General features: G+C 70.3%; 22 protein-coding genes. 11 read left to right on the forward strand and 11 right to left on the reverse strand.

Annotated elements, in window-relative coordinates:
* Window positions 1–2 precede the first annotated feature (2 nt).
* The 4 genes from ACMV5O_RS10095 to ACMV5O_RS10110 are packed head-to-tail and all read right to left on the reverse strand — an operon-like array spanning window position 3 to window position 3,408.
* On the reverse strand, window positions 3–764 hold the full coding sequence (locus ACMV5O_RS10095; protein ID WP_416163337.1) for an ABC transporter ATP-binding protein: 762 nt from the start codon (window positions 762–764) through the stop codon (window positions 3–5).
* Window positions 757–1,581, reverse strand: a complete 825-nt coding sequence (locus ACMV5O_RS10100) for an ABC transporter ATP-binding protein (protein WP_416163338.1) — start codon at window positions 1,579–1,581, stop codon at window positions 757–759. The genes ACMV5O_RS10095 and ACMV5O_RS10100 overlap by 8 nt, the downstream gene beginning before the upstream one ends.
* 4 nt (window positions 1,582–1,585) lie before the next feature.
* Window positions 1,586–2,380, reverse strand: a complete 795-nt coding sequence (locus ACMV5O_RS10105; protein ID WP_416163403.1) for an ABC transporter permease — start codon at window positions 2,378–2,380, stop codon at window positions 1,586–1,588.
* A gap of 38 nt (window positions 2,381–2,418) precedes the next feature.
* Complete coding sequence (locus ACMV5O_RS10110; RefSeq protein ID WP_416163339.1) at window positions 2,419–3,408, reverse strand: ABC transporter substrate-binding protein; 990 nt, start codon at window positions 3,406–3,408, stop codon at window positions 2,419–2,421.
* Between the two features lie 482 nt (window positions 3,409–3,890).
* Here ACMV5O_RS10110 and ACMV5O_RS10115 point away from each other — a divergent pair, with 482 nt between their 5' ends.
* The 4 genes from ACMV5O_RS10115 (at window position 3,891) to ACMV5O_RS10130 (ending at window position 8,633) form a co-directional block, all read left to right on the forward strand.
* Window positions 3,891–4,499, forward strand: a complete 609-nt coding sequence (locus tag ACMV5O_RS10115) for a Fis family transcriptional regulator (RefSeq protein WP_416163340.1) — start codon at window positions 3,891–3,893, stop codon at window positions 4,497–4,499.
* Window positions 4,492–5,886: an ATP-binding protein gene (locus tag ACMV5O_RS10120; RefSeq protein WP_416163341.1), complete on the forward strand. Its 1,395-nt coding sequence runs from the start codon at window positions 4,492–4,494 to the stop codon at window positions 5,884–5,886. The genes ACMV5O_RS10115 and ACMV5O_RS10120 overlap by 8 nt, the downstream gene beginning before the upstream one ends.
* A complete protein-coding gene (locus tag ACMV5O_RS10125; protein WP_416163342.1) occupies window positions 5,883–6,533 on the forward strand; it encodes a response regulator in 651 nt (216 codons plus the stop codon). Before ACMV5O_RS10120 ends, ACMV5O_RS10125 begins: the two co-directional genes overlap by 4 nt.
* Before the next feature lie 99 nt (window positions 6,534–6,632).
* Window positions 6,633–8,633, forward strand: coding sequence for an alkaline phosphatase D family protein (locus ACMV5O_RS10130; RefSeq protein WP_416163343.1), 2,001 nt, complete (start codon window positions 6,633–6,635; stop codon window positions 8,631–8,633).
* A gap of 100 nt (window positions 8,634–8,733) precedes the next feature.
* On the opposite strand, the gene ACMV5O_RS10135 is transcribed toward ACMV5O_RS10130, so the two are convergent.
* Window positions 8,734–9,189: a class I SAM-dependent methyltransferase gene (locus ACMV5O_RS10135; protein WP_416163344.1), complete on the reverse strand. Its 456-nt coding sequence runs from the start codon at window positions 9,187–9,189 to the stop codon at window positions 8,734–8,736.
* 332 nt (window positions 9,190–9,521) lie between these two features.
* Here ACMV5O_RS10135 and ACMV5O_RS10140 point away from each other — a divergent pair, with 332 nt between their 5' ends.
* On the forward strand, window positions 9,522–9,944 hold the full coding sequence (locus ACMV5O_RS10140; RefSeq protein ID WP_416163345.1) for a DUF4395 family protein: 423 nt from the start codon (window positions 9,522–9,524) through the stop codon (window positions 9,942–9,944).
* A gap of 133 nt (window positions 9,945–10,077) precedes the next feature.
* Here ACMV5O_RS10140 and pqqE read toward each other — a convergent pair whose 3' ends face one another.
* From pqqE to ACMV5O_RS10170, 6 genes are all read right to left on the reverse strand, one after another.
* Window positions 10,078–11,238, reverse strand: coding sequence for a pyrroloquinoline quinone biosynthesis protein PqqE (gene pqqE, locus ACMV5O_RS10145; RefSeq protein ID WP_416163346.1), 1,161 nt, complete (start codon window positions 11,236–11,238; stop codon window positions 10,078–10,080).
* 105 nt (window positions 11,239–11,343) lie between these two features.
* Window positions 11,344–11,625: a pyrroloquinoline quinone biosynthesis peptide chaperone PqqD gene (gene pqqD, locus ACMV5O_RS10150; RefSeq protein WP_416163347.1), complete on the reverse strand. Its 282-nt coding sequence runs from the start codon at window positions 11,623–11,625 to the stop codon at window positions 11,344–11,346.
* Window positions 11,622–12,422: a pyrroloquinoline-quinone synthase PqqC gene (gene pqqC / locus ACMV5O_RS10155; RefSeq protein ID WP_416163348.1), complete on the reverse strand. Its 801-nt coding sequence runs from the start codon at window positions 12,420–12,422 to the stop codon at window positions 11,622–11,624. Before pqqC ends, pqqD begins: the two co-directional genes overlap by 4 nt.
* Window positions 12,419–13,333: a pyrroloquinoline quinone biosynthesis protein PqqB gene (gene pqqB, locus ACMV5O_RS10160; protein ID WP_416163349.1), complete on the reverse strand. Its 915-nt coding sequence runs from the start codon at window positions 13,331–13,333 to the stop codon at window positions 12,419–12,421. The genes pqqC and pqqB overlap by 4 nt, the downstream gene beginning before the upstream one ends.
* Before the next feature lie 86 nt (window positions 13,334–13,419).
* On the reverse strand, window positions 13,420–13,494 hold the full coding sequence (gene pqqA / locus ACMV5O_RS10165; RefSeq protein WP_002927495.1) for a pyrroloquinoline quinone precursor peptide PqqA: 75 nt from the start codon (window positions 13,492–13,494) through the stop codon (window positions 13,420–13,422).
* A gap of 130 nt (window positions 13,495–13,624) precedes the next feature.
* Window positions 13,625–13,777 carry a hypothetical protein gene (locus ACMV5O_RS10170; RefSeq protein WP_416163350.1) on the reverse strand — a complete coding sequence of 51 codons (153 nt, stop codon included), beginning with the start codon at window positions 13,775–13,777 and terminating at the stop codon, window positions 13,625–13,627.
* 335 nt (window positions 13,778–14,112) lie between these two features.
* Here ACMV5O_RS10170 and ACMV5O_RS10175 point away from each other — a divergent pair, with 335 nt between their 5' ends.
* The 6 genes from ACMV5O_RS10175 (at window position 14,113) to ACMV5O_RS10200 (ending at window position 23,527) form a co-directional block, all read left to right on the forward strand.
* A complete protein-coding gene (locus ACMV5O_RS10175) occupies window positions 14,113–15,447 on the forward strand; it encodes a hemolysin family protein (protein ID WP_416163351.1) in 1,335 nt (444 codons plus the stop codon).
* Between the two features lie 88 nt (window positions 15,448–15,535).
* Window positions 15,536–16,627 carry an AI-2E family transporter gene (locus ACMV5O_RS10180; RefSeq protein WP_416163352.1) on the forward strand — a complete coding sequence of 364 codons (1,092 nt, stop codon included), beginning with the start codon at window positions 15,536–15,538 and terminating at the stop codon, window positions 16,625–16,627.
* 35 nt (window positions 16,628–16,662) lie between these two features.
* Complete coding sequence (gene pip, locus ACMV5O_RS10185; protein ID WP_416163353.1) at window positions 16,663–17,652, forward strand: prolyl aminopeptidase; 990 nt, start codon at window positions 16,663–16,665, stop codon at window positions 17,650–17,652.
* 162 nt (window positions 17,653–17,814) lie between these two features.
* Complete coding sequence (locus tag ACMV5O_RS10190; RefSeq protein WP_416163354.1) at window positions 17,815–20,001, forward strand: TonB-dependent receptor family protein; 2,187 nt, start codon at window positions 17,815–17,817, stop codon at window positions 19,999–20,001.
* A 93-nt stretch (window positions 20,002–20,094) separates the two neighbouring features.
* On the forward strand, window positions 20,095–20,703 hold the full coding sequence (locus ACMV5O_RS10195) for a LemA family protein (protein ID WP_416163355.1): 609 nt from the start codon (window positions 20,095–20,097) through the stop codon (window positions 20,701–20,703).
* A 13-nt stretch (window positions 20,704–20,716) separates the two neighbouring features.
* Window positions 20,717–23,527: a DUF6498-containing protein gene (locus ACMV5O_RS10200; RefSeq protein WP_416163356.1), complete on the forward strand. Its 2,811-nt coding sequence runs from the start codon at window positions 20,717–20,719 to the stop codon at window positions 23,525–23,527.
* The last annotated feature ends 45 nt before the right edge of the window (window positions 23,528–23,572 follow it).

A 23,572-nucleotide genomic window follows, 5' to 3' on the forward strand; every position in this document is an offset into this window, starting at 1 on the left:
AATCAGGCCGGCTCGGGCACCCCTGCCCCCGCCCCGGTCATGTTCAGGAAGGCCTGGGCCAGGCTCGCGCAGCCCGAGGCCTGGACCAACGCCGCCGGCGTGCCCGCGGCGAGCAGCTCGCCGCGATGCAGCACCAGCACGCGGTCGGCCGCTTCGGCCTCATCGACCAGGTGCGAGGCCCACAGCACGCCCACCCCCGTGTCCCGCAAGGCCAGCACCTCGTCGAGCAGGTGGCGGCGCGAGGCCGGGTCCAGGCCGACCGTGGCCTCGTCCATCAGCAGCACCGAGGGGCGGTGGATCAGCGCACGCGCCAGCTCCACCTTGCGCCGGTTGCCGCCGGAGAGCTCGCGCACGCGGTCGCGGCGGCGCTCGGTGAGGCCCAGGCGGCCGAGTGCGTCGTCGATGCGCGCCGCGGCCAGCTTGGGGCCCAAGCCGTGCAGGCGGGCGTGAAAGAGGAGGTTGGCGTCGACGCTCAGGTCCATGTCCAGCGTCATCTGCTGGAACACCACGCCGATGCGCCCGAGCGCACGCACCGGCGCCACCCGCATGTCGTGGCCGCAGACCTGCACCTGGCCGCCATCGGCGTTGAACAGGCCGGTGAGCAACTGGAACAGCGTGCTCTTGCCCGCGCCGTTGGGTCCGAGCAGGGCGACGAACTCGCCGGCGCACACCTGCAGGTCCACGCCCTTCAAGGCCGGCCGCGTGCCATAGGACTTGCGCACGCCCTGCACCGACAGCAGCACCTCGCGTGCATTTTCAGTCATGTCCCCGGTCCTCCCCGTTCCCGTCCTCGTTGCCGGTCGGGCCTGTGGCCAGCGCCAGCCCGCCGAGCAGGTCGGGGTACTGTGCCATCAGGCGTTCATGGAGGCGGCCCACCTCGGCCGTCGCCGGCTGGCGTGGCCGCGCCAGCTCGACCTCGAGCTCGAGCACGACACGCGCCGGCGCCGCCGACAGGAAGCACACGCGGTCGGCCAGCGCCAGCGCCTCGCGCAGGTCGTGGGTGACGAAGAGCACGCTCGCGCCGCAACGCTGCCACTGCTCGACCAGCATCTCGCGCAGGCGGTTCGCGGTCGGCGTGTCGAGCGACACGAAGGGCTCGTCCATCAGCAGCAGCTGGGGCTCGTTGACAAAGGCACGTGCCAGCGCCACCCGCCGCATCATGCCGCCCGACAGCCGGCCCGGATAGGCGTCGAGCACGTCGCCCAGCTCCATCGCCCGCAGCAGCTCGACCGCCCGCGCGCGCGTGCCCGGCTTGCTCCGGCCGGCGCCCGGCCCGGCGTCGCCGGCCTCGCGCGCCACCAGCAGCACATTGTCGAGCACGCTCAGCCAGGGCATCAGGCGCGGCTCCTGGAACATGAAGCCGACATCCTCGGGGAAGGCGCCATCGAGTTCGACCCGGCCCTCCATGTCGCGGTCTAGGCCGCCGACGATGTTGAGCAGCGTGCTCTTGCCGCAGCCCGAGGGGCCGACCACGCACACGAACTCGCCCGGCTGCACCCTGAGCTGCAGCCCCGACAGCGCAAGATGCGGCCGCCCGCCGCGGTCGGGGTAGCGCTTGCGGTCGATGCGGATGTCGAGCATCGCCTCAGCCTCTCCACCCAGTCAGCCGGCGCTCGAGCGGGCGCAGCAGCCAGGCCTCGACCATCAGCACGACGGCCGCGAAGGCCAGCGTGTAGGCGAGGATGCCGGTGATGTCGAAGAACTGGAAGAAGACGTTGAGCTGGAAGCCGACGCCCTCGCTGCGCCCGAGCAGCTCCACCACCAGCACGATCTTCCAGATCAGTGACAGCCCCGAGCGCGCCGCCGCCATCAGGTAGGGCACGAGTTGCGGCAGATACACGCGCAGGAAGGTGGTGCGCCGCGACAGGCGGTAGGCGCGGGCGACATCGAGCAGTTTTGGATCCACCGCGCGCGCGCCCTCGCGCACGGTGACGATCACGGTCGGGATCTTGTTGATCGCCACCGCCAGGATCGCCGCCCAGTCGTTGAGGCCGAACCAGACGTAGCACAGGATGATGGTGACCAGCGCCGGGATGTTGAGCCCCAGCACCAGCCAGGCATCGAAGAAGGCGTCGCACTGGCGCCAGCGCCCCATCGCCATGCCGACCAGGGCACCGATCAGCATCGCGGCGGCAAAGGCGATCACGACCCGCCACAAGGTGATGGCGAGGTGGCCCGGCAGTGCCATGGACGCGACCTCGTCCCAGATGCGCGCCAGCACGGCTGCCGGCGTGGGCAAGGTGTGGTTGTCCGCAAGCCAGGCGCCAAGCTGCCAGATCAGCACGAACACGAGCAGCGACGCGGCCCGCAGCCAGCGGTCACGCCCGCTCGCGGCACGCGCCTGTTGCCCGTGAGCCTGGCTGCGCGCGGCGGGCGGCATGAAGGGCGGACGCTCGACGGTGCCCAGACGCCGGCCCGTCACCGATCCGGGCTCCGTTTCCAGAACGTGCCGGGCGCCAGCGTGCTCGCGCTGCCGACCAGCGCCTGCCCGCCTTCGGCGGCGAGGATGGCGAACACCTGGCCGGCGACCCGCTCGGCCTCGTCGTCACTCACGCGCGGGATGCCTGCGCGAAAGCCCTCTCGCAGCGCGACGAAGGTCGCCTCGTCCTCGGCACGCATCAGCGGGCGGAGTTCCTCCCACACGGCGTCGGACCCCAGCATCAGCTGCTTGGCCGCGGCCGAGGCGCGCAGAAAGCCCTCGACCGCCTGCGGGCTGGCCTGCGCCCAGCGCTCGCGGAACACCCAGCCCACCAGCGGCAGCTCGTCCTCGATGCCGAGCCCGGCGAGGATCTGCGGCATGCTGATCAGCTCCTGCATGCCTGCCGCCGTCAGGCGCGCCGTGTAGTGCCAGAAATTCATCGCCGCGGGCAGCTCACCGCGCATGACGAGTTCGTTGAGCAGCGGCGGCGCGGCGAACTGGGGGCGCACGAAGGTGGCCGCGTCCTCGCCCACGGTGCGCCGCGCATAGGCGCGCAGCAGCAGCCAGCTCTTGTCGAGCGCGCCGCCGGCGATGCCGAGGCGCTTGCCCTTGAGGTCGGCAAAGCTCGCGATGCCGGCGTCGGGGCGCACGCTGACCCCGCCCACCGCCTGGGAATAAGGCGCGAACACGTAGTCGCGCCCCTCGCTGCGCATGCGCGACACCCAGATCCAGTCGTTGGCGATGACATCGACCTCACCGCCCTGGATCGCGACATTGGCCGCATCCTTGAGCGCGAGCGGAACGATGCGGATCTCCACGCCTTCGCGCTCGAGCAAGCCCTGGCGCTGCATCACCTCCAGCTCCCAGCTCACGGTGCCGAACTGCAGGATGCCGACGCGCACGACCGGGCGCTCGGCCGCCTGCGCAGCCGTTGCCAACACGCCGAAAGACATGAGCAGGCAAAGCAGTCGTGTGAACAGGGCGGGCATAGGGGCGATCTCCGGTGCGCCTCGCGGCGTGCGGCGTCGGACTCGACACCACTGAACGTTGTGAAGCAACAACTCCGGTGATCTGCTGCAGATTTCATGCCAACCTGGCCGATCGCCCGGTTCGGCACCGGTCCACGGACCCTAGCGTCACACATCAGGCCGCCGCCAGGCCGCGAATGTTCCAAATGGGAACACCTGTTGCTCAATCCCGAAGCATCTGAGGCGCCGCACGCCGGCCTGCGCTCTGCGCTGCCACAAGGGAGGGCGTCTGCACGTGGCTGCACCCTTCCGGCATGGATCGTGCATGAAGGACCCCGACCCATTTGCTCGGCCCTCAGCGGGAAATGATGCCACTCTCCGACACAGACTCTGCGCGCTTGCCCCTGCCCTCGTCGGCAGCGGAAGCGCTCGCGCCTGACCGGTATGGGCGGACTCGTACATCAGCCGCGCACGCCCGTCTCGTCGCCCTGGCAGCGCCTGCCATGGAGGACCTCCACCGCCAGCTCGACAGCCCCTCGGTGACGGTCATCCTGGCCGACAGTCAGGGCGGCATCCTGCGTGCCATCGGCGCCAGCAGCGCCGCACCGCGTCGCGCCGCGCTGCGCCAGTCGGTGCCGGTCGCGGCAGGGGGGCGCGGCATCGGCATCGCGGTGCCGATCCTGCCCCCGGACGGCGGCCTGCTCGGCTTCATCGATGCCGATGTCGCGCGCCTCGAATGGCTCACCCACGCCAATGCGCTGGTGCAGACGGCAGCGCGGATCATCGAGCACCGCCTGATCGAATCCGACCCGCAGGGCTTCCTGCTGCTGCGCTTCCATCGCTACCCGGCAGTGCTCGGCAGCCCGCTCGAGGCGCTCACCCTGTTCGATGCCAACGGCGGCCTGCTTGCCGCCAATCGCGTCGCCCACGAACTGCTCGCGACCGGCCCGCAGGCCGCGCTCGAGGCGGCGCCGAGCTGCTTCGCCACCCAGTGGTGCGGCATCGTCGGCTATGCCGCGCTCGGCCTGCGCCAGCCCTTCACGCTGCGCGATCGCCGCGGTCGCGACTATTCGGCGCAGGCCAGCCTCAGGAGGAGGCAGCACGATGACTGAACCGAGCGCCCATCCCCCCAGCCTGCACGGCAGGCTCAGCCTCGTGCTCACTGCACTGATCGCGGTGATGATGGCTATCAGCGCCCTCGTGTGGATGCGCGAGACGCGCAACGCCATCCACGAGGAAGTCGAGGCCGCCACCCGCGTCGCCGAGCAATGGCTGAACGTGCTGATCCCCGAGACGCTGGCCGATGGCCCCGAGGCGCGCGAGCGCCTGATGAACCACCTCGCCGCGGTCGGCCGCATCCGCGCCAACAGTCTCGAGGTCTTCGACGCCGACGGCGTGCGCCTCTACGTGTCGCCGGCCTCGCCCTACAAGGCCGGGCGCTTTGCCCCATCCCTGTTCGACCGCTGGGTCGCGCCCGAGCTGGCGCCGCGCAATCTCGCCGCCGGCGACCTCCGCATCGTGTTGACGCCGGATACCTCGCGCGCGGTGCTCGACGCCTGGGACAACCTGAGCGCCGCGCTCGGCTGGGCGCTGGCGCTGCTGCTGGTGATCTGGCTCGCCACCCGCTTTGCCATCGATCGCGCCCTCGCCCCGGTCGCCGACATCCATTCCGCGCTCGAGCGCGGGGCAAGCGGCCAGTTCGACCTGCGCCTGCCGGAATATTCCACGCGGGAGCTGGCGCTGCTCGCGCACAGCTACAACCGCCTGGCCGACAGCCTCGACCAGAGCCTGGCCGAGAACGCCCGCCTCGAGCAGGACCAGGCCCTCGCCCATGCCGTACAGCAGCGACTTGAGCTGGAACGCCGCGCGATCGCGCGCGAACTGCACGACGAACTGGGCCAGGGCATCACCGCGGTGCGCGCCATCGCCGGTGCCATCATCCAGCGCAGCACCGACCAGCCCGGGCTCAATGGCAGTGCGCAGGCCATCCTCGCCATGACCAGCCAGATGCAGGAAGGCGTGCGCACCATCCTGCAGCGCCTGCGCACCGACACCGCGAGCGAGCGCCTGCGCCTCGAAGAGGCCATCCACAGCTACTGCGAGCTGTGGGCGAGGCACCATGGCGACATCGACATCCGCTGCCTGATCGAACCGCTCGACGAGTCGGTTTCCGACACCCTCGGCCTCACCATCCTGCGCATGGTGCAGGAGAGCCTGACCAACGTGGTGCGCCACGCCCATGCGACGCGGGTCGAGGTCCGCCTCGCGCTGCGCGGCGGCGAGATCGAGGTCGAGATCATCGACAACGGCTGCGGCCTGGGCGAGAATCCCGCCCCCGATCGCTTCGGCCTCATCGGCATGCGCGAACGCGTCGCCGAACTGCACGGGCAGTTCGAGCTCAGCCGCCCGCCGCAGGGCGGGCTCAGCGTGCGCGCCCGCCTGCCGCGGCCGACCGTTTGCGAACCGTCAGAACACCCTGGACACTCCGGACAAGGATGAGCGTGCAGTCCCTGCAAGGCCTTCGCATCCTGCTTGCCGACGACCATGCCGCCGTGCGCATGGGCTTTCGCCTGCTGCTCGAGGGCGCCGGTGCCGAGGTGGTCGGCGAGGCCGACAGTGGCGAGAAAGCCGTCGTCGCCTTCGCCGAGACGCGTCCCGAGCTGCTGATGATGGATGTGTCGATGCCCGGCATCGGTGGGCTTGGTGCACTCGAGCGCCTGCTCGCCCGTCATCCCGAGGCGCGCGTGCTGATGCTGTCGGCCCACGACGACGCGCAGATCCCCGCGCGCGCGCTGCGCGCCGGCGCCACCGGCTACCTGTCGAAGCGAGCCCAGCCGCAGGAGTTGCTGCGTGCGGTCGCCACCGTGGCCCGCGGCCAGCGCTACATCGACCCCGAGATCGCCCCGGCGCTGGCGCTGGCGCAGTTCTCCGGCGCGCAGGACCCGGTGGCTGCGCTCACCGAAAAGGAGTTCGCGGTCTTCCTGCAACTCGCCCAGGGCCGCAGCGTGGCCGAGATCGCCGAGAGCCACAAGCTCAGCCCGAGCACCGTCGGCACCCACCTGTATCACATCAAGCAGAAGCTCGACGTGTCCAACGCCGCCGAGCTGGCGCTGATCGCGATCCGCAGCGGCCTGATCGAGGTCTAGCCGCATCCGTGCTCCGCGCCGCGGCCGCCACGCTGCCGCAGACAGGCTGTGCCCTGATATAAACGCGGCATGAAGTCTGCCGCGCCCGCACCTGCCCCCATGTCCGATCCATCGAAACTCGCCAATGGCGATCGCCCGCTGGTGCTCGCCGGCCCCATGCTGCGCCGCGTGGAGGCGCAGCGCATCGTGATCTGGCTCGCAAGCAGCCATCCGCTGCGCGCGCGTATCGAACTCGACATCGGCGGCGAGCCGCCGCTGCGGCTCGAGCCGGCGCCGGGCAGCGCCACCTGCCGCGTGCTGAGCGCCGGACGCCACCTGCACTACCTGCTGCTCGACCTCGCCCTCGACCGCCCCCTGCCCGCCGGGCAGTGGATCGGCTACCGGCTCGCGCTCGCGGCGCGCGACGACGCCAGCGCGCACTGGGTGGAGGCAAGCGAGTGGGCCCCGGATCTGTGCTATCCGGGCCGCGAGACGCCCGGCTTCGTGTTCGCGCCGCAGGTGGCTTCGCTGCTGCACGGCTCCTGCCGCAAGCCGCATCATCACGGCGGCGACGGCCTGCTGCGCGCCGATGCCCTGCTCGCCGAACTGGTCGCCCGCAACGCGCTCGACGCCGAACCGGCGCCGGAAGCCGATGGCCTGCCGGCCTGGCCCTCCGCGCTGGTGATGACCGGCGACCAGATCTATGCCGACGATGTGGCCGGCCCGATGCTGCGCGCGATCCACAGCCTGATCGACCGCCTCGGCCTGCCGGTCGAGCGGCTGGAGGGCATCGACGAGGCCGGCGTCACCGATGCCGAGCAGCTCTACCACCACGCCGACGGCTACTACCGGCGCGACAAGCTGCTGCCCCGGCACAAGCGCAACTACGCCCTGATCGAGATCTTCTTTGGCGGCGTGGAAAAGCCCGTGTTCACCTCGGCCAGCGCCCACAACCACCTGATCACGCTCGCCGAAGTGCTGGCGATGTATCTGCTGGTGTGGTCGCCCGCCCCCTGGCGCGGGCTCGAACTCGACCCACCGCCCGGCCTGAGCGCCGAGGACGCCGAGCGCTTCGCCACGGAAGGTCAGGCGATCGAGGCCTTCGTCGCCGACCTGCCGGCGGTGCGCCGCGTGCTGGCTCACATCCCGGTGGCGATGATCTTCGACGACCACGACATCACCGACGACTGGAACCTGAGCCGCGAATGGGAAGAGATCGCCTATGGCCACCCCTTCTCGCACCGCATCATCGGCAACGCGCTGCTCGCCTATGCGATCAACCAGGCCTGGGGCAACCGGCCGGAAGTGCTCGACGACGACACGCTCGCGCGCCTGCAGGCCAGTCTCGACGCCCCCGGCGACCCGGCCCACCACGACTGCATCGAGCACCTGCGCCGCTTCGAAGCCTGGCACTACACCTGGCCCACGACGCCGCCCCTGGTCGTCATCGACACCCGCACCCAGCGCTGGCGCTCGGAGCGCGCCGCGCGCCAGCCCTCGGGCCTGATGGACTGGGAGTCGCTGACCGACCTGCAGCACACCCTGCGCGGCCTGCCCGCGGTGCTGCTGGTGTCGCCGGCGCCGATCTTCGGCGTCAAGCTGATCGAGGCCATCCAGCGCATCTTCACCTGGTTCGGCCACCCGCTGATGGTCGACGCGGAAAACTGGATGGCGCACCCGGGCTCGGCGCAGGCCATCCTCAACATCTTCCGCCACCGCAAGACGCCGCAGCACTTCGTCGTGCTGTCGGGCGACGTGCATTACGCCTTCGTCTACGACGTCGAGCTGCGCGGCCGGGTGCGCGGGCCGGACATCTGGCAGATCTGCAGCAGCGGCGTGCGCAACGAGTTTCCGCCGCGCCTGCTCGGCGTGCTCGACCGCCTGAACCGCTGGCTGTACTCGCCACGCTCGCCGCTCAACTGGTTCACCCGCCGCCGCCACATGCGCGTCACGCCGCGCCGCTACGAGGGCGCGGCGCAGGGCCGTCGCCTGCTCAACGGGAGCGGCATCGGGCTGGTCGAACTGGACGCCGAGGGCGTGCCGTGGCGCATTCGCGAGTTGCTCGCCGACGGCCGCACGATCGGCTTCGAGCGCGACGAGGACGCGTCGCGCTGGGACTGACAGCGCTCGCCCCGCGCACCGGAGCGCTCGGAGAGGGGGCGAGGCGGAAATCGCTCAGGGTGTCTCGATGCAGAGGGCGACGGGGGACCCAGCATGCGGCTCAGCGCGCCGCCTGCAGCTCCCAGATGCCGGCCGGCGGCGTGTTGCGCCACACCACCGCGCGACGGTGCCAGCGCAGCTCGCGCGGCGCCGCAAACGGGGCCCGCGGCTGGTAGGTGAACTGCACCAGCTTGCGCTCGGGGCTCTGCGCCAGGAAGGCGCAGATGCTGTCCACCGTTTCCGCCCCCACCTCCTTCGGCAGGGAGCGGAAGGGCAGGCTGGAGACCAGCACCACACGCCCGGGGTGGTCGACCAGGCCGTCGACCACCTGCTTGGCCGCGGCCTGGCGCACGTCGATCGACGGGAAGCGCGCCCGCAGGCGTCGCGCCAGCGGGGCCTGGAGTTCAACCGCGATCAAGGGCACGCCCGGCAAGTGCCGCAGCAAGGCTTCGGTGACCGGCCCGGTTCCCGCGCCGAGCTCGACCACGGCATCGGCACCCACAGCGGCATGCGCCATCGCATTTGCCAGCGCACGTGACGAAGGGAGCACCGCTCCGGTGGATGCAGGATCGCGTAGCAAGGCAAACAGCAAACCGACCGGCATGAGCGCCTGCACTCGTGAAGTTGAAGGATTGCCATGGTAGCGCCGCCGCCGCCCGATCCGCATGCGAAATTGCGTCTGGATACCCTTGGCGGCGCACCCCGGGTGCCGCGACGGGTCCGCTCCCGGCCACAGGCGATGACGGCCCGCTGGCCCATCGGCTGGTTTCCTGGAACAACAGTCATCTTGATCAATCAGTATTCGTTGATATACTCACATGCAACTCAACTCTCGCCCCAGGTCCTGTCATGCTGCGCTTCGACATTGCCCCCGTCTGCTCCAACGCCTACCGCTTCCATGCCGCCGTCACGCTGGCGGTGAGCGCCCTCTACTTCTTCACGCCCTACAAGTGGCTCGCCGTCATCCTCGCGCTGGGCGGCCTGCTGCGTGGCTTCGTTTCGCCGCACAAGTGCCCCTCCTACCTCGGCTTCTCCGCCCTCACGCGCAAGCTCGGCCTGGCCAAGCCGATCAACGCCGGCGCCAAGATGTTCGCCGACAAGCTGGTGGCGATCGCCGGCACGATCATGCTCGTGACCTGGCTGCTGGGTTCTGAGATCGGCCTGATCCCGGCCGCGGTGCTGATGGTGTTCGCCTTCATCGACCTCATCAGCGGCTTCTGCGCCGCGTGCTGGGCCTATGCCATGTGGTACAAGGTCCGCAGCGCCGCCTGATCCGCTCTACGGGATTACCCGCTGCAAACTGGAAAGCCCGGCCATCTCGCCGGGCTTTCTGCTTTGCGGAGAGCCATCGCGCCTCATGGCCCAGGCCTTGCGCCCTGCGCCCGCGCACACTGGAACACGATGCTCACTTGATCCCGGCCAGACCGCCGAGACGCCGGCGCGATTCCTCCGGCCCGCGAAACACCAGCGGGCGCTCCACCACCGCCACTTCGCCGCGCTCGGCGCGCTCGACCGCCTCGATCACCTTGTGATGCGAAGGCGACTTGTCGCACACCGGGTCGGCCGCCGCCGGATCGCCGGTGAGCATGAAGGCCTGGCAGCGGCAGCCGCCGAGATCCTTGTCCTGCTCCGGGCAGCTGCGACAGGGTTCCTTCATCCAGCCCGTGCCCCGATAGCGGTTGAAGCCTTCGGACTCGTACCAGATGCGGCGCACGTCCATGTCGCGCACATTGGGAAAGGCCAGCCCGGGCAGCATGCGCGCGGTGTGGCAGGGCAAGGCGGTGCCGTCGGGGGTGACGGTGAGGAAGACGTTGCCCCAGCCGTTCATGCACTTCTTCGGCCGCTTCTCGTGATAGTCGGGCACGACGAAGAAGATGCGGATGCGGTCGCCGTAGCGCTGGCGTCGCGCGTTGGTGACGCGCTCGGCGCGCTCGATCTGTTCGCGCGAAGGCAGCAGCTGGTCGCGGTTGATCATCGCCCACGAGTAGTACTGGCTGTTGGCGAGCTCCAGGTACTCGGCGCCCAGTTCCACCGCCATGTCGATGATGCGGTCGATGTAGTCGATGTTGAGGCGATGGATGACGCAGTTCATCACCATCGGCCAGCCATTGTCCTTGATCGTGGCAGCCACCTTCTGCTTGAGCTCGAAGGTGCGGGTGTGCGACAGGAAGTCGTTGAGTTCCCTGGTGGAATCCTGGAAGGAGAGCTGGATGTGGGCGAGGCCGGCGTCCTTCAGCGCCCTCGCCCGGACCTCGGTGAGGCCGACGCCGGAGGTCAGCAGGTTGGTGTAGAAGCCGAGCCGGTGCGCCTCGGCGACCAGCACCTCGAGGTCATCGCGCAGCAGCGGCTCGCCGCCCGAGAAGCCGCACTGCACGCTGCCCGCCGCCCTCGCCTCGCGCAGCACGCGCAGCCAGTCGTCGGTGGAGAGCTCGTCCGGGGTGTGGGCGAAATCGACCGGGTTGTAGCAGAACACGCAGTGCAGCGGGCAGCGGTAGGTGAGCTCGGCCAGTAGCCACAGCGGCGGGCCGGGCTGGGCGGGAATGGGGGCAGGAATGGGCGCAGTCATGATTGGCAGCCTCCGGCGAACGCCAGCGCGCGTGCAGCAAACGCGCTGGCGGCGGGTCCGCCCTGTGGGCGCGGCAGACATGGGCGCGGCGGGTTCATGCTCACCTCACACCTCCACCCACTGCTGTTTGCGCGCCAATTCGAGAAAGGCGATCACGTCGGCCTCGAGCCCGGTGGTGGCGAAGGCCTGCTCCAGGTCGGCGACCACCTCGGCCACGCTGCGCGCGCCGTCGCAGCGGCGCAGGATCTCGCCCGCGCTCTGGTTGAGCTTGACCATGCCTTCCGGGTAGAGCAGCACCCAGGCCTGCTGCGCCTCCTCCCACTGCAGGCGAAAGCGCCTGGACACGCGCGGAGTGGCCTCAAGGCCGATCGTCGCCGTCTCGCTCATCGTGCCGCCCCCTTGCGCGGGCCGACGATCGCCACCTCGCACTGGCTCAGCATGATCGCGTCGGCCATCGCCCACAGCACGTCGAGCTTGAACTGCAGGATGTCGAGCGCGCGCTGCTGCATCGCCCGGCTCTGACTGAAGTACTCGAGCGTGAAACGCAGGCCGTGCTCGACGTCGCGCCGCGCCTGGGTGAGGCGGTTGCGGAAGTACTGCAGGCCGGCGGTATCGACCCAGGGGTAGTGTGTCGGCCAGGTGTCCAGGCGCTGCTGGTGGATGTGCGGCGCGAAGAGTTCGGTGAGGCTGGAGGCCACCGCCTCCTGCCACGGGCGCTGGCGGGCGAAGTTGATGTAGGCGTCGACCGCGAAGCGCGTCGCCGGCGCGACGAAACGCAGCGAGGTCACGTCGTCGCGGGAAAGGCCGGTCGCCTCACCGAGCCGGATCCAGGCCTCGATGCCGCCGGGGTCCTTCACGTCGCCGATCTCGAAGCCATCGTGGTCGAGGATGCGCTGGATCCACTCGCGGCGGATCGCGCGGTCGGGGCAGTTGGACAGGATGGCGGCGTCCTTCACCGGGATCGAGATCTGGTAGTAGAAGCGGTTCGCCACCCAGCCCTGCAGTTGTTCGCGGCTGAGCTTGCCCTCGGCCATCATCACGTGGAAAGGATGGTAGATGTGGTAGCTCGTGCCCTTATCGCGCAGCAGGGACTCGAACTCGGCCGGGCTCCATGGCGGGAGATCATCCGCGCGGGACGTGAGCGCTGCGGTGTGCTCGATGCTGATCTGGTCTATGTAGCTCACAGCGCGATCTCCATGCCGTCGAAGGCGACCTCGATGCCGTGCGCGGCCAGCTCGGCACGCTCGCGGCTGTCCTCGTCGAGGATCGGGTTGGTGTTGTTGATGTGGATCAGCACCTTGCGCGTGCTGGCCGGCAGCTTGTCCAGCCACTCGAGCATGCCGCCGGGGCCGGACTGCGGCAGGTGCCCCATGGCGCGCGAGGTCTTGCCCGAGGCGCCGAGGCGGATCATCTCGTCGTCGGTCCACAGCGTGCCATCGACCAGCACGCAGTCGGCAGCCTGCATCGCCTCCCACACATGGGGCTCCATCTCGCCCAGGCCGGGGGCGTAGAACAGGCGCTTGCCGCTGGCCGCATCTACGAGCGTGACGCCGATGTTGTCGCCCGGCTGCGGACGGTCACGGTGCGGCGAGTAAGGCGGCGCGTTGCTGGTCAGCGCCACGGCCTCGAAGCCGAGTCCGGGCGCGCCCTCGATGGCAAAGCGCGCCTGCAGCGGCAGCTCGCGCCAGGCGATGCCGCTGTAGTGGCCGAGCACGCCGAACACCGGGTTGCCCACCGACAGGTCCTCCCGCACGCAGGCGGTGCACCACACCGGCCACGGCTTGCGGTGCTCGCGCAGCATGTAGAGGCCGGTGGTGTGGTCGATCTGGGCGTCGATAAGCACGATCGCCGCGATGCCGGTGTCGCGCAGCGCGCGCGCCGGTTGCAGCGCGGGGAAGCTGCGGATCTGCTGCAGCACGTCGGGCGAGGCGTTGAACAGCACCCAGTTCTCGTCGTCGCCGCTGGCGGCAATCGAGGACTGGGTGCGGGCCTGGGCGCGGATGCGTCCCTTGCGCAGGCCGTCGCAGTTGGGGCAGTTGCAGTTCCACTGCGGAAAGCCGCCACCGGCGGCGGAACCGAGCACGCGGATCTTCATCGGTTCTCCTGGCGTGCATGCCGCACGCGCACGTGAAAAGGGCGGGACGGCGCGGGGACGCGCGCCGCACCGCCCCGGATCACGCCTTAGCGGTTGGCAATGTACATCGTGATTTCAAAGCCGAAGCGCATGTCGCTGGCTGCGGGGGTTTCCCATTTCATGGTCGTCTCCTGTGTCGTCTCTGGGTGGGATCGGCGCCGCTCCCTGGCACCGCCGACCGGTTCGCCGGCCGTGTGTATAAGAGTGACTGGACGCGGAATAATTCGCATCACGAAAGTGCGGAACCAGGCCTCATGAAAATCTTGATGCCCGAGGGCTGCCGCCACCAGCGCGCCGTCCGGCCTCGCGTTCCACGATCTCGGCCACGCCGAGCGCCGACATATGCGAGAGCAAGGCGGCGACCGCCCTTGCCCGGATCTCGACACACCCGGCCAGCTCGGGCATGATTGCTTTCCTCGAAACAGATCAAGGATCGCGCGGGGTGCCCTGCACTCCGCCCTATGAGTCGCCGCTCCAGCCGCCAGAGTTCTCCCTCTGCCTTCCCGGACGAAGGGCCGCGCCCCGCTCCGGAAGACGCCCCAGGCCGATGTTGCCCCTGGGGCGTATCACGTTCACCGACACCGACGAAACGACCCGCAGTCCGCGTTGCTCGGGTTTGCCTGGCATGCCCGACGCCTGCATGGCGTCTCGAGGCACGCTCGCTGCTGTCCGCTCTCGATCATGCCGCCCGGCAGATTCTTGCTCATCCTTACCGCTGCACGCTCCGCTGACCCTGAACCATGGAAATTGCCCTACTGATCGCCCTCATCGTGCTCAACGGTGTCTTTGCGATGTCGGAGATCGCGCTCGTCACCGCGCGGCGCGCTCGCCTCGCGCGCCTCGCGGAGGACGGTGACGGCTCGGCCGAAGTCGCCATCAAGCTCGGCGAGGATCCGACCCGCTTCCTGTCCACCATCCAGATCGGCATCACCTCGATCGGCATCCTCAACGGCATCGTCGGCGAGGCGGCCCTGGCGGGCCCGCTGGCGGACTGGCTGCAGACCCTGGGCATGGAGCAGCGCACCAGCGAGATCGGCTCGACCGTCCTCGTCGTGGTGGTCATCACCTATGTCTCGATCGTGGTCGGCGAGCTCGTCCCCAAGCGCATCGGCCAGATCAACCCGGAAGGCATTGCCCGCCTCGTGGCGCGCCCGATGAACGTGCTGGCCATCGCCTCGCGCCCGTTCGTGCATCTGCTGGCCGGCTCGACGGCCTTGCTGTTGAGGTTGATGGGCCAGCGCGAGAACACCGGCCCGAGTGTGACGGAGGAAGAGATCCACGCGCTGCTCAACGAGGGCTCGGAGGCCGGCGTCATCGAGAAGAGCGAACACGAGATGGTGCGCAACGTGTTCCGCCTCGACGATCGTCAGATCGGCTCGCTGATGGTGCCGCGCGCGGACATCGTCTCGCTGGACGTCGATCGCCCGCTCGACGAGAACCTGGCGCTGGTGGCCGAATCCGCGCACTCCAGCTTCCCGGTGTGCCGCAATGGGCTGGATGACATCCTCGGCATCGCCAGCGCGAAGAAGATCTTCTCGCGGATGCTGCGCGGCGAGAGCATCGACCTCACGCAGGATCTGCAGGCACCGGTCTATGTGCCCGAATCGCTCACGGGCATGGAGCTGCTCGACCAGTTCCGCGCCTCGGGCACCTACATCGTGTTCGTGATCGACGAATATGGCGAGGTGCAAGGGATGGTGACGCTGCACGACGTCATCGAGTCGGTAACCGGCGAGTTCCTGCCGCACGACACCGAGGAGTCGTGGGCGGTGCAGCGCGAGGACGGCTCCTGGCTGCTCGACGGACTCATTCCGATCGTCGAGCTCAAGGACCGCCTGGTCATCAAGACCGTCCCCGAAGAGGAGAAGGGCCGCTATCACACCTTGTCCGGCATGGTGATGTGGCTGCTCGGCCGCATGCCCAGCACCGGCGACGTCGCCACCTGGGAAAACTGGCGCCTGGAGGTCATCGACCTCGACGGCAAGCGCATCGACAAGGTGCTGGCGACGCGACTGCCCGACCCCGTCCCCGAGGCGGCGGCCGACGTCGAGCCGCCGCCCCCCCTGAAAGACTGACTGGCCTTGTTCGCACGCCAGCCGCCGATCCAAGGGCTGATCCACGCGCGGCAAGGCTGCTGAGCACTCGAGCGCGAAGGGAAGCATCATGATCGATCAGGTTGCAGAGAAAGTCGCCCGCAGAGTCATCCTCGGCTTCCTGCTCGGCGGCCTGCTGGTGCTCAGCTATGCCGTGCTGCACGTCTTCATCGTGCCGGTGGCCTGGGCGATCATCATTGCGTTTGCGACCTGGCCGCTCTACCGCAGGCTGCGCGCGCGCCTGCGGCGCTACCCGAGCCTCAGTGCGCTGCTGATGACCCTGCTGCTCAGCGCCGCATTCATCCTGCCCGCGCTATGGATGGGTGCGCTGCTGAGGACCGAGGTCGGCGTGGCCATTGCCACGGTCACCGCACAGATCAAGGCGGGCTCGCTGGGGCTGCCGGATTTCATCCGCGCGATCCCGTGGATCGGCGACGCCTTGCAGGCACTTCTCAACGACCTCACCGGGGATCCCGACGCCTTCAAGGCGCAACTCACCGAGTGGGTGCGACAGGGCAGCGACCAGGCCGTCGCCCTCCTCGGCGATGTGGGGCGAAACGCCGCCAAGCTCGGCTTTGCGCTGATCACCGTGTTCTTCCTGTACCGCGATGGCGATCGTGTGCTGGCCCAGGTCCAGGTCGTGCTGCACCGTTTCCTTGGCGAGCGCGTCGATGCCTACCTCGCCGCGGTCGGCGGCATGACGAAGGCAGTGGTGTGGGGGCTGATTGCGACCGCGCTGGGGCAAGGCCTGGTGGCCGGCCTGGGCTACTGGTGGGCGGGCCTGCCGGCGCCGGTGCTGCTCGGAGCGGTCACCGCCCTGATTGCGATGATCCCGTTCGGCACGCCGTTCGCGTGGGGTTCGCTGGGCGTGTGGCTGCTCGTCAGCGGCGACACGGCAGCCGGCATCGGCCTGCTGCTGTGGGGGGCGCTGGTGGTGAGCTGGGTGGACAACCTCGTCCGCCCGCTCGTCATCAGCAACGCAACCCAGATCCCCTTTCTGCTGGTGATGTTCGGCGTCCTCGGTGGCCTGGCCGCATTCGGCCTGGTCGGCCTCTTCCTGGGGCCGGTCGTGCTTGCCGTGCTGATGGCGGTGTGGCGGGAGTGGATCGAGGAGTCGGACCTGGCCGGCCGCAAGCGTCCATCATCGACGAGCCCGGACTGAGGTCCCCGCGGCCGCACAACCCGCCTCCCCACGCCATGCTGCCCCACGCCCCCCTCTTCCCGCCCTCGCCCCTCCTCGCAAACGGCCTGCTCGACGTCGGCGACGGACACCGCCTGTACTTCGAGCGCTGCGGCAACGCCGACGGCCTGCCGGTGCTGTTCCTGCACGGCGGGCCCGGCAGTGGCTGCAATGCCCGCCAGCGCCAGCTGTTCGATCCCGCGCGCTTTCACGTCGTGCTGTTCGACCAGCGCGGCTGCGGGCGCAGCACGCCGCGCGGCGCCTGCCGCGCCAACACCACCCGCGAGCTGGTCGAGGACATCGAGCGCCTGCGCCTTCACCTGGGCATCGAGCGCTGGCTGGTGTTCGGCGGCTCGTGGGGCGCGGCGCTGGGGGTGGCGTATTGCAGCGCCTATCGGCAGGCCTGCCTGGGCGCCATCCTGCGCGGCAGCTTCCTCACCGGGCAGGCCGACCTCGACTGGTTCTTCGGCCCCGAGGGCGCCGGGGCGATCTGTGCCGAGGCCTGGGCCGCACTGTGCGCGGCCGTGCCGCAAGCCGCCGAGGGCCGCGCGCTCGCCGCGCTGTGCGCCGCGCTCGCCGGCACCGACGCGCGCGCGGCCGCCCATGCGGCGCAGGCCTGGGCGGCGTGGGAGGACGCGGTGATCTCACCCGCACGGCCAGCGCCACCGCCACCCGCGCGCAACACCGAGGCGCTGGCGGCGCTGATCGACAAGTACCGCGTGCAGGCGCACTACCTCGCCCACCGCTGCTTCCTCGACGAGGACGGCGTGCTCGAGGCGGCGCAGCGCATGGCCGGCCTTCCCACCGCGCTGGTCCATGGCCGCCTCGACCTCGTATGCCGCACGCGCAACGCGCTGCGCCTGCACGCGGCGCTGCCGGGCAGCCGCCTGCGCCTGATCGACGCCGCCGGCCACAGCCCCTTCGAGCCGGCGATGGCGCGGGCGCTGATCGAAGCCCTGGCGCACTTCGCCGACCATGGCGATTTCGACACCTGGGCGGCAGGCTGAGCCCTCGCCGCCCCGCCGAAGCGCGCCGAAGCGCGCTGAATGCGGCCCGCGCCGGCGGTCTCATGATTTTCTGTAGGCGGCGCTCGGCCCTGCGTTGAGGCGGCGACAAGGGGCCATCGGCGACAATGCCCGGCCAGCCATGCCCCGCCGAGGAGTCCGACCGTGAAACCCAAGCATCGTGCCGCCCCCGTCGCCCCCGCTCCCCGCACCGCCGGCCGCGCGCAGCCGCGCACGAAGACGCTCGCGCAGCTGCTCCGCCTCGGCGTTCCGGGCGCGCTGGCCGGCTTCGCCTGTCTTGCCGGCGCGCAGGATGGCGCCACGGCGAGCCCGAGTGCGGTGGTGCTCAACCCGGTGGTGGTGACCGGCAGCCCGGTGGCGACCGAGAGCTTCGACCTGCCCTACTCGGTCGATTCGGTGGACATGCGCGCCAACCAGGCGGGCAACCTCGGCGTCAATGCCTCCGAGGCGCTCGCCGGCGTGCCCGGCCTGGTGATCCAGAACCGCCAGAACTACGCCCAGGACCTGCAGATCTCGGTGCGCGGCTTCGGCGCCCGCGCCGCCTTCGGCGTCCGCGGCGTCAAGCTCATTGCCGACGGCATCCCCGCCACCAACCCCGACGGCCAGGGCCAGGCCGCCACCTTCAACCTCGACACCGCCGAGCGCATCGAGGTCATGCGCGGCCCCTTCTCCACCGTGTATGGCAACCACGCCGGCGGCGTGATCCAGCTCTTCTCGCGCAACGGCGAGGGCGCGCCGCGCCTGCGCGCCAACGCGCTGTTCGGCGCCTGGGGCACGAGCAAGTTCGGCGTCGGCCTGGAGGGCGAGCAGTCCGGCGTCGGCTTCGTCGTCGACGCCTCGCGCTTCGACACCGACGGCTACCGCGACCACAGCAAGACCCGCCGCGACCAGGGCTTCGCCAAGCTCACCTTCCGTCCGGACGAGGACAGCACGCTGACCCTGGTCGCCAACGGCCTGCGCCAGCCCGACACGCTGGATCCGCTGGGGGTGAGGTGGGAGACCTATCAACGCGATCCGCGTGCCGTCGAGGACGTCGCAAAGCAGTTCAACACGCGCAAGAGCATCCACCACCTGCAGGGCGGGGCGACCTACGAGCGCCGCCTGGGCGAGGACAGGCTGCAGGTGTCCGCCTACAGCGGGCGGCGCAGCGTCACCCAGTACCAGTCGATCCCTACCGGGCCGCAGGGCAACGCGCGTCACGCCGGCGGCGTGGTCGACTTCGACCGCGACTTCTACGGCCTGGGGGCGCGCTGGATCGCCCAGCGCAGCTTCGGCGACGGCGAGCTGACCGTGACCGTCGGCCTCGACTACGACCGCTCGGAAGACGATCGCCGCGGCTACGAGAACTTCATCGGCACCACCCTGGGCGTCAAGGGCAATCTGCGCCGCAACGAGATCGACACCATCACCAGCACCGACCCCTACCTCCAGGCGCTGTGGAAACAGGGGCCGTGGCAATGGTCGGCGGGCATCCGCCACTCCCGCGTGGCGTTCAAGGTCGATGATCGTTACATCGTCGGCACGAATGGCGACGACAGTGGCAGCGCGCGCTATACCGAAACCACGCCTTCGCTCGGCGTCGTGTATGCGATCAGCCCGGTGCTCAATGCCTATGCGAGCTACGGCGAAGGCTTCGAGACGCCGACGCTGAACGAACTCTCCTACGCAACGCCATCGACCGGCTTCAACTTCGGCCTGCGGCCCTCCACCAGCAAACAGGCCGAACTGGGCCTGAAGGCCTTCGTCGGCGACACGACCCGCGTCAATGCGGCGGTGTTCCGCATCGAGACGAAGGACGAGATCGTCGTCGCCGAATCGAGCGGCGGGCGCACCAGCTACCAGAACGCGGGCCGCACACTGCGCGAAGGCATCGAGCTCGCCGCCGAGTCCGAGTTCAGCCCCAGCCTGACCGGGCGCGCCTCGCTGACCTGGCTGAAGGCCGAATACGACGAGGCCTTCGTCAGCCGCGGCGCGACCGTGCCCGCCGGCAACCGCATCCCCGGCGTGCCGCAGTTCGCCGCATATGCGGAACTCGCCTGGAAACCGATCGCCGACCTCACGGTGGCGGGCGAGGCCCTGTATCGCAGCAAGGTGTACGTCAACGATCTCAACGACGATCGCCCTGCACCCGGCTACACGCTGTTCAACCTGCGCCTGTCCGCCGAGCAGAAGCATGGCCCATGGACGCTGGCGCAACTGCTGCGCGTCGACAACGTATTCGACCGCAAGCACATCGGCTCGGTCATCGTGGGTGACGGCAATGGCCGCTACTACGAGCCCGGCCCCGAGCGCAGCTGGTTCGCCGGTGCGAGCGCAAGCTATCGTTTCTGAGCCCCTTCCCTTCCATGGTCCTGCCAGCGTGACCGCGCGCACGTCGCCGTGGGCGAAACTCTGGCAGCATGCCGGGTCTAGGAGGGCAAGCTCATGGAATGGATCATCCTCGCGCTGCTGGTCGGCCTCGCCGGCTACGGCATCGTCATCTACAACGGCCTGGTGGCGCTGCGCAACCGGGTCAGGAACGGCTTCTCTCAGATCGACGTGCAGTTGCAGCGGCGCTACGACCTGATCCCCAACCTGGTCGACATCGCCAAGGGCTACATGGCGCACGAGCGCGAGACGCTGGAGGCGGTGATCGCGGCGCGCAACCGCGCCCAGTCCGCCGCCCAGCGCGCGGCGGGCGCCGCGGGCGATGTGGCCGGCACGCCGGGCGCAGGCGCAGTGGGCGAGCTGGCAAGCGCCGAAGCCGCGCTGGGCGGACTGCTCACCCGCTTCTTCGCCCTCGCCGAGGCCTATCCCGACCTCAAGGCCAACCAGAACATGGCGCAGCTGCAGGAAGAGCTCGCCAGCACCGAAAACCGCATCGCCTTCGCCCGCCAGGCCTACAACGACGCGGTGATGGCCTACAACACGCGGCGCGAGCAGTTCCCCGACAGCCTCGTCGCCAACAGCTTCAACTTCGCCGCCGCCGAGCTGTGGCAGCTGGAGAACGCCGAGGCGCGCCAGGCGCCGCGGGTGAGCTTCGGCAAGCCCTGAGCCCGGCGGGGCGATGGACTTCTTCGCCGAACAGGACCGCGCCCGCCGCGCCGGGCGCTGGCTGCTGCTCGGCTTCGCCTGCGCGCTGGCCGCGTGCATCGCGCTGGTCTATCTCGCGCTGCTGCCGATGACCGCGGGCGAGCACGGCGAGGGGGTCGCCCTGTGGCAGCCCGGCCTCTTCCTGCTCGTCGCGCTGGCCGTGGGTGGGGTCATCGGCGGGGGCTCGGCCTGGAAAGTGGCGGCGCTGGCCGCGGGCGGCGGCGAGGCGGTGGCACGCGCTTTGGGCGGACGGCTGGTGGCACGCAACACCACCGACGCAGCCGAGCGCCGGCTGCTCAACCTCGCCGACGAGATGGCGATCGCCGCCGGCATCCCGGCGCCGCCGGTGTACCTGCTCGAGGACGAGACCGCGATCAACGCCTTTGCCGCCGGCGACCATCCGCGTGCGGCGGTGGTGGCGGTGACGCGCGGCGCGCTCGAGCGCCTCACCCGCGACGAACTGCAGGGCGTGATCGCCCATGAGTTCAGTCACATACTTAATGGCGACATGCGCCTCAACATGCGCCTGCTGGGGGTGCTGCACGGGCTCTTCATGCTCGCCGGCGCCGGCCGCGTGCTGCTGCGCAGCGGCGGTGGACGCAGCTCGGGCAAGGACAAGAACGGCCTCGTCGTGCTCGGCCTGGTGCTGGTGGTGGCCGGCTACCTCACCGGGCTTGCCGGCCGCCTGGTGCGTGCCGCGGTGTCGCGCCAGCGCGAATTCCTCGCCGATGCCTCGGCGGTGCAATTCACCCGCAACCCGCAAGGCCTGCTGGGCGCCCTGCACAAGGTGGCGCAGCAGGCCAGCGGCCTGGCGCACGGCCAGGGCGAGGCGGTGAGCCACATGCTGTTCGACGGCCGCAGCAGCGCCCTGCGCCGCGCGGGCGGCCTGCTCGCCACCCACCCGCCGCTGGCCGAGCGCATCCGGCGCCTGAGCGGCGGCCGGCTGATCGCCCCGGACCTTGCCACCGCCCCCGCTGCCGCGACGCCGACGGCGGCGCCCAGGGAGGCGGCGGCCCTCCCCCATGCCGGGCTGCTCGAGCCCGGCACGCAGCCCACGCCCGCAGCGCCCGCGAGCGCCGCGCCGACCTTGGCCGAGCCCGCCTCCGTGGCCAGCGCGTCGATCACTGTGCCGGCTGTGCCCGCTGCCCCGACCAAGACCGCGAGCGCAATACCGGCGCTCGAGCTCGTCCCGCTCGCCTTCGCGTCCCCGCCCGCGACGGCCCTGCAGGCCGCGCAGCACACGCTCGAGGCCTTGCCCGGCGCGCTGCGCCAGCGCGTCGCCAGCGCAGAGGGCGCGGCCGCGGTGGCGCTCGCCTTGCTGCTCTCCCGCGACCCGCCGCGCCACTCCACCCAGCTCGCCGCGTTGGCGGGCCAGGGCGACCCGATGCGCGCCGCCGCGGCCGCCGACGCTGCCCGGTCGCTGCCGCCCGCCGGCCAGCGCCTGGCGCTGATGGAGCTCGCCCTCGGCAGTCTGCGCGAGCTCCCGCGCAGCGCGCGCGAACGCCTGCTCGCCCAGGCCAGCGCGGTTGTGGGTGCCGGCGGCCGCGGCAGCCTGTCCGCCTTCCTGCTGTTGCGCCTGCTGCGCGACGCGCTGCTGCCGCGCACGCCGCAGCCGCTGAGGGTGTCACCGCAGGCGCTCGGCGCACACTGCAGCCTGTTGCTGTCGGTGCTCGCCCATGCCGGGCAGCGCGAGCCCGAAGCAGCACGCGCGGCCTTCGCCCGCGGCGCGGCCCTCGCCCCCGCGGACGGCCTGGCGGGGCCGCTGCCGATTGCGCAGATCCGCCTGGACGCGCTCGACCAGGCGCTCGACGCCCTGGCCGACACCACGCCGGGCTACCGCCGCCGGCTGGTGGCGGCGCTCGACGCCGCGGCTCGCCACGACGCCCGCATCACCCCGGGCGAAGCCGAGCTGCTCGCGGTGGTGTGCGGTGCGCTCGACTGCCCGCGGCCCATGGCCAGCATGACCCCCTTCGCGACGACCGGCACTGCCGCGCAGCCCGGCGCCAGTCAGGCATCGGCCGCGACCGTGCCGCCCGCGCTCGCGCTCGATGCGCAGGCCTCGCCAAGCGACGCGCTGTCCCGTGCCGACCGCGCGCCGCTCCAGGCCCTGGTCGCGGCCAACCTGGTGCCGGTGTTCGGCGTGCTCTTCCTCGCCTGGGAAGCGCAGACCCTGCTGCTGGTCTACTGGCTGGAGAACCTGGTGCTCGGCGTCTACACCCTGCTGCGCCTGGTGCGCGCGGGCGGCGTGCGCGCCTTCTTCGAGCCGGGCCTGTTTTTCGTCTTCCACTACGGCTTCTTCTGCGCCGGGCACGGCATGGTGCTGATGGGCATCGCCACCATGGCCGGGCTGCCGGGCGACGTGATCGAGCCCTACGTCAGCCCGGTGGAATGGCCCGGCCCGTTCGTATTGTTCCAGCACCTGTTCGGCATCCTGCGTTGGATCGCCCATGAGCAGATGGGCATGGTGGTGGCGACGATCGGCTTCTTCATCAGCCACGGCTTCTCGCTCGTCACCCACCACTTCGTGCGCAACGAGGACGCCGGCCGCAAGCTGGGCGAGATCATGTGGGACCCGTACAAGCGCATCGTCGTGCTGCATGTGGCGATGATCGCCGGCATGTTCGTGGTGATCCTGTCCGGCGGCGGCTCGATCGCGCCGGTGCTGCTGATGCTCGTCGCCGGCAAGATCGCGCTCGACGTCCGCCTGCACCGCAAGGCGCACCAGTCCAGACTGGCGGCATCGACATCGCCGCAAGACGGCGCCAGCGCCGCGCAGCCGGACTGAACACGCAGTTCGTGCGCGCAAGCATCCATCGCGCGCGCTCAGGTC

The sequence above is a fragment of the Thauera sp. WH-1 genome (assembly GCF_047806685.1).
GTDB lineage: Bacteria > Pseudomonadota > Gammaproteobacteria > Burkholderiales > Rhodocyclaceae > Thauera.

What these genes read in the sequence shown, in the direction of transcription:
- ACMV5O_RS10095 (WP_416163337.1), bottom strand. Translation starts at nt 764, where the DNA reads ATGACTGAAAATGCACGCGAGGTGCTGCTGTCGGTGCAGGGCGTGCGC.
- ACMV5O_RS10100 (WP_416163338.1), bottom strand. Translation starts at nt 1,581, where the DNA reads ATGCTCGACATCCGCATCGACCGCAAGCGCTACCCCGACCGCGGCGGG.
- ACMV5O_RS10105 (WP_416163403.1), bottom strand. Translation starts at nt 2,380, where the DNA reads ATGCCGCCCGCCGCGCGCAGCCAGGCTCACGGGCAACAGGCGCGTGCC.
- ACMV5O_RS10110 (WP_416163339.1), bottom strand. Translation starts at nt 3,408, where the DNA reads ATGCCCGCCCTGTTCACACGACTGCTTTGCCTGCTCATGTCTTTCGGC.
- ACMV5O_RS10115 (WP_416163340.1), top strand. Translation starts at nt 3,891, where the DNA reads ATGGAGGACCTCCACCGCCAGCTCGACAGCCCCTCGGTGACGGTCATC.
- ACMV5O_RS10120 (WP_416163341.1), top strand. Translation starts at nt 4,492, where the DNA reads ATGACTGAACCGAGCGCCCATCCCCCCAGCCTGCACGGCAGGCTCAGC.
- ACMV5O_RS10125 (WP_416163342.1), top strand. Translation starts at nt 5,883, where the DNA reads ATGAGCGTGCAGTCCCTGCAAGGCCTTCGCATCCTGCTTGCCGACGAC.
- ACMV5O_RS10130 (WP_416163343.1), top strand. Translation starts at nt 6,633, where the DNA reads ATGTCCGATCCATCGAAACTCGCCAATGGCGATCGCCCGCTGGTGCTC.
- ACMV5O_RS10135 (WP_416163344.1), bottom strand. Translation starts at nt 9,189, where the DNA reads ATGGCGCATGCCGCTGTGGGTGCCGATGCCGTGGTCGAGCTCGGCGCG.
- ACMV5O_RS10140 (WP_416163345.1), top strand. Translation starts at nt 9,522, where the DNA reads ATGCTGCGCTTCGACATTGCCCCCGTCTGCTCCAACGCCTACCGCTTC.
- pqqE (WP_416163346.1), bottom strand. Translation starts at nt 11,238, where the DNA reads ATGACTGCGCCCATTCCTGCCCCCATTCCCGCCCAGCCCGGCCCGCCG.
- pqqD (WP_416163347.1), bottom strand. Translation starts at nt 11,625, where the DNA reads ATGAGCGAGACGGCGACGATCGGCCTTGAGGCCACTCCGCGCGTGTCC.
- pqqB (WP_416163349.1), bottom strand. Translation starts at nt 13,333, where the DNA reads ATGAAGATCCGCGTGCTCGGTTCCGCCGCCGGTGGCGGCTTTCCGCAG.
- ACMV5O_RS10170 (WP_416163350.1), bottom strand. Translation starts at nt 13,777, where the DNA reads ATGCCCGAGCTGGCCGGGTGTGTCGAGATCCGGGCAAGGGCGGTCGCC.
- ACMV5O_RS10175 (WP_416163351.1), top strand. Translation starts at nt 14,113, where the DNA reads ATGGAAATTGCCCTACTGATCGCCCTCATCGTGCTCAACGGTGTCTTT.
- ACMV5O_RS10180 (WP_416163352.1), top strand. Translation starts at nt 15,536, where the DNA reads ATGATCGATCAGGTTGCAGAGAAAGTCGCCCGCAGAGTCATCCTCGGC.
- pip (WP_416163353.1), top strand. Translation starts at nt 16,663, where the DNA reads ATGCTGCCCCACGCCCCCCTCTTCCCGCCCTCGCCCCTCCTCGCAAAC.
- ACMV5O_RS10195 (WP_416163355.1), top strand. Translation starts at nt 20,095, where the DNA reads ATGGAATGGATCATCCTCGCGCTGCTGGTCGGCCTCGCCGGCTACGGC.
- ACMV5O_RS10200 (WP_416163356.1), top strand. Translation starts at nt 20,717, where the DNA reads ATGGACTTCTTCGCCGAACAGGACCGCGCCCGCCGCGCCGGGCGCTGG.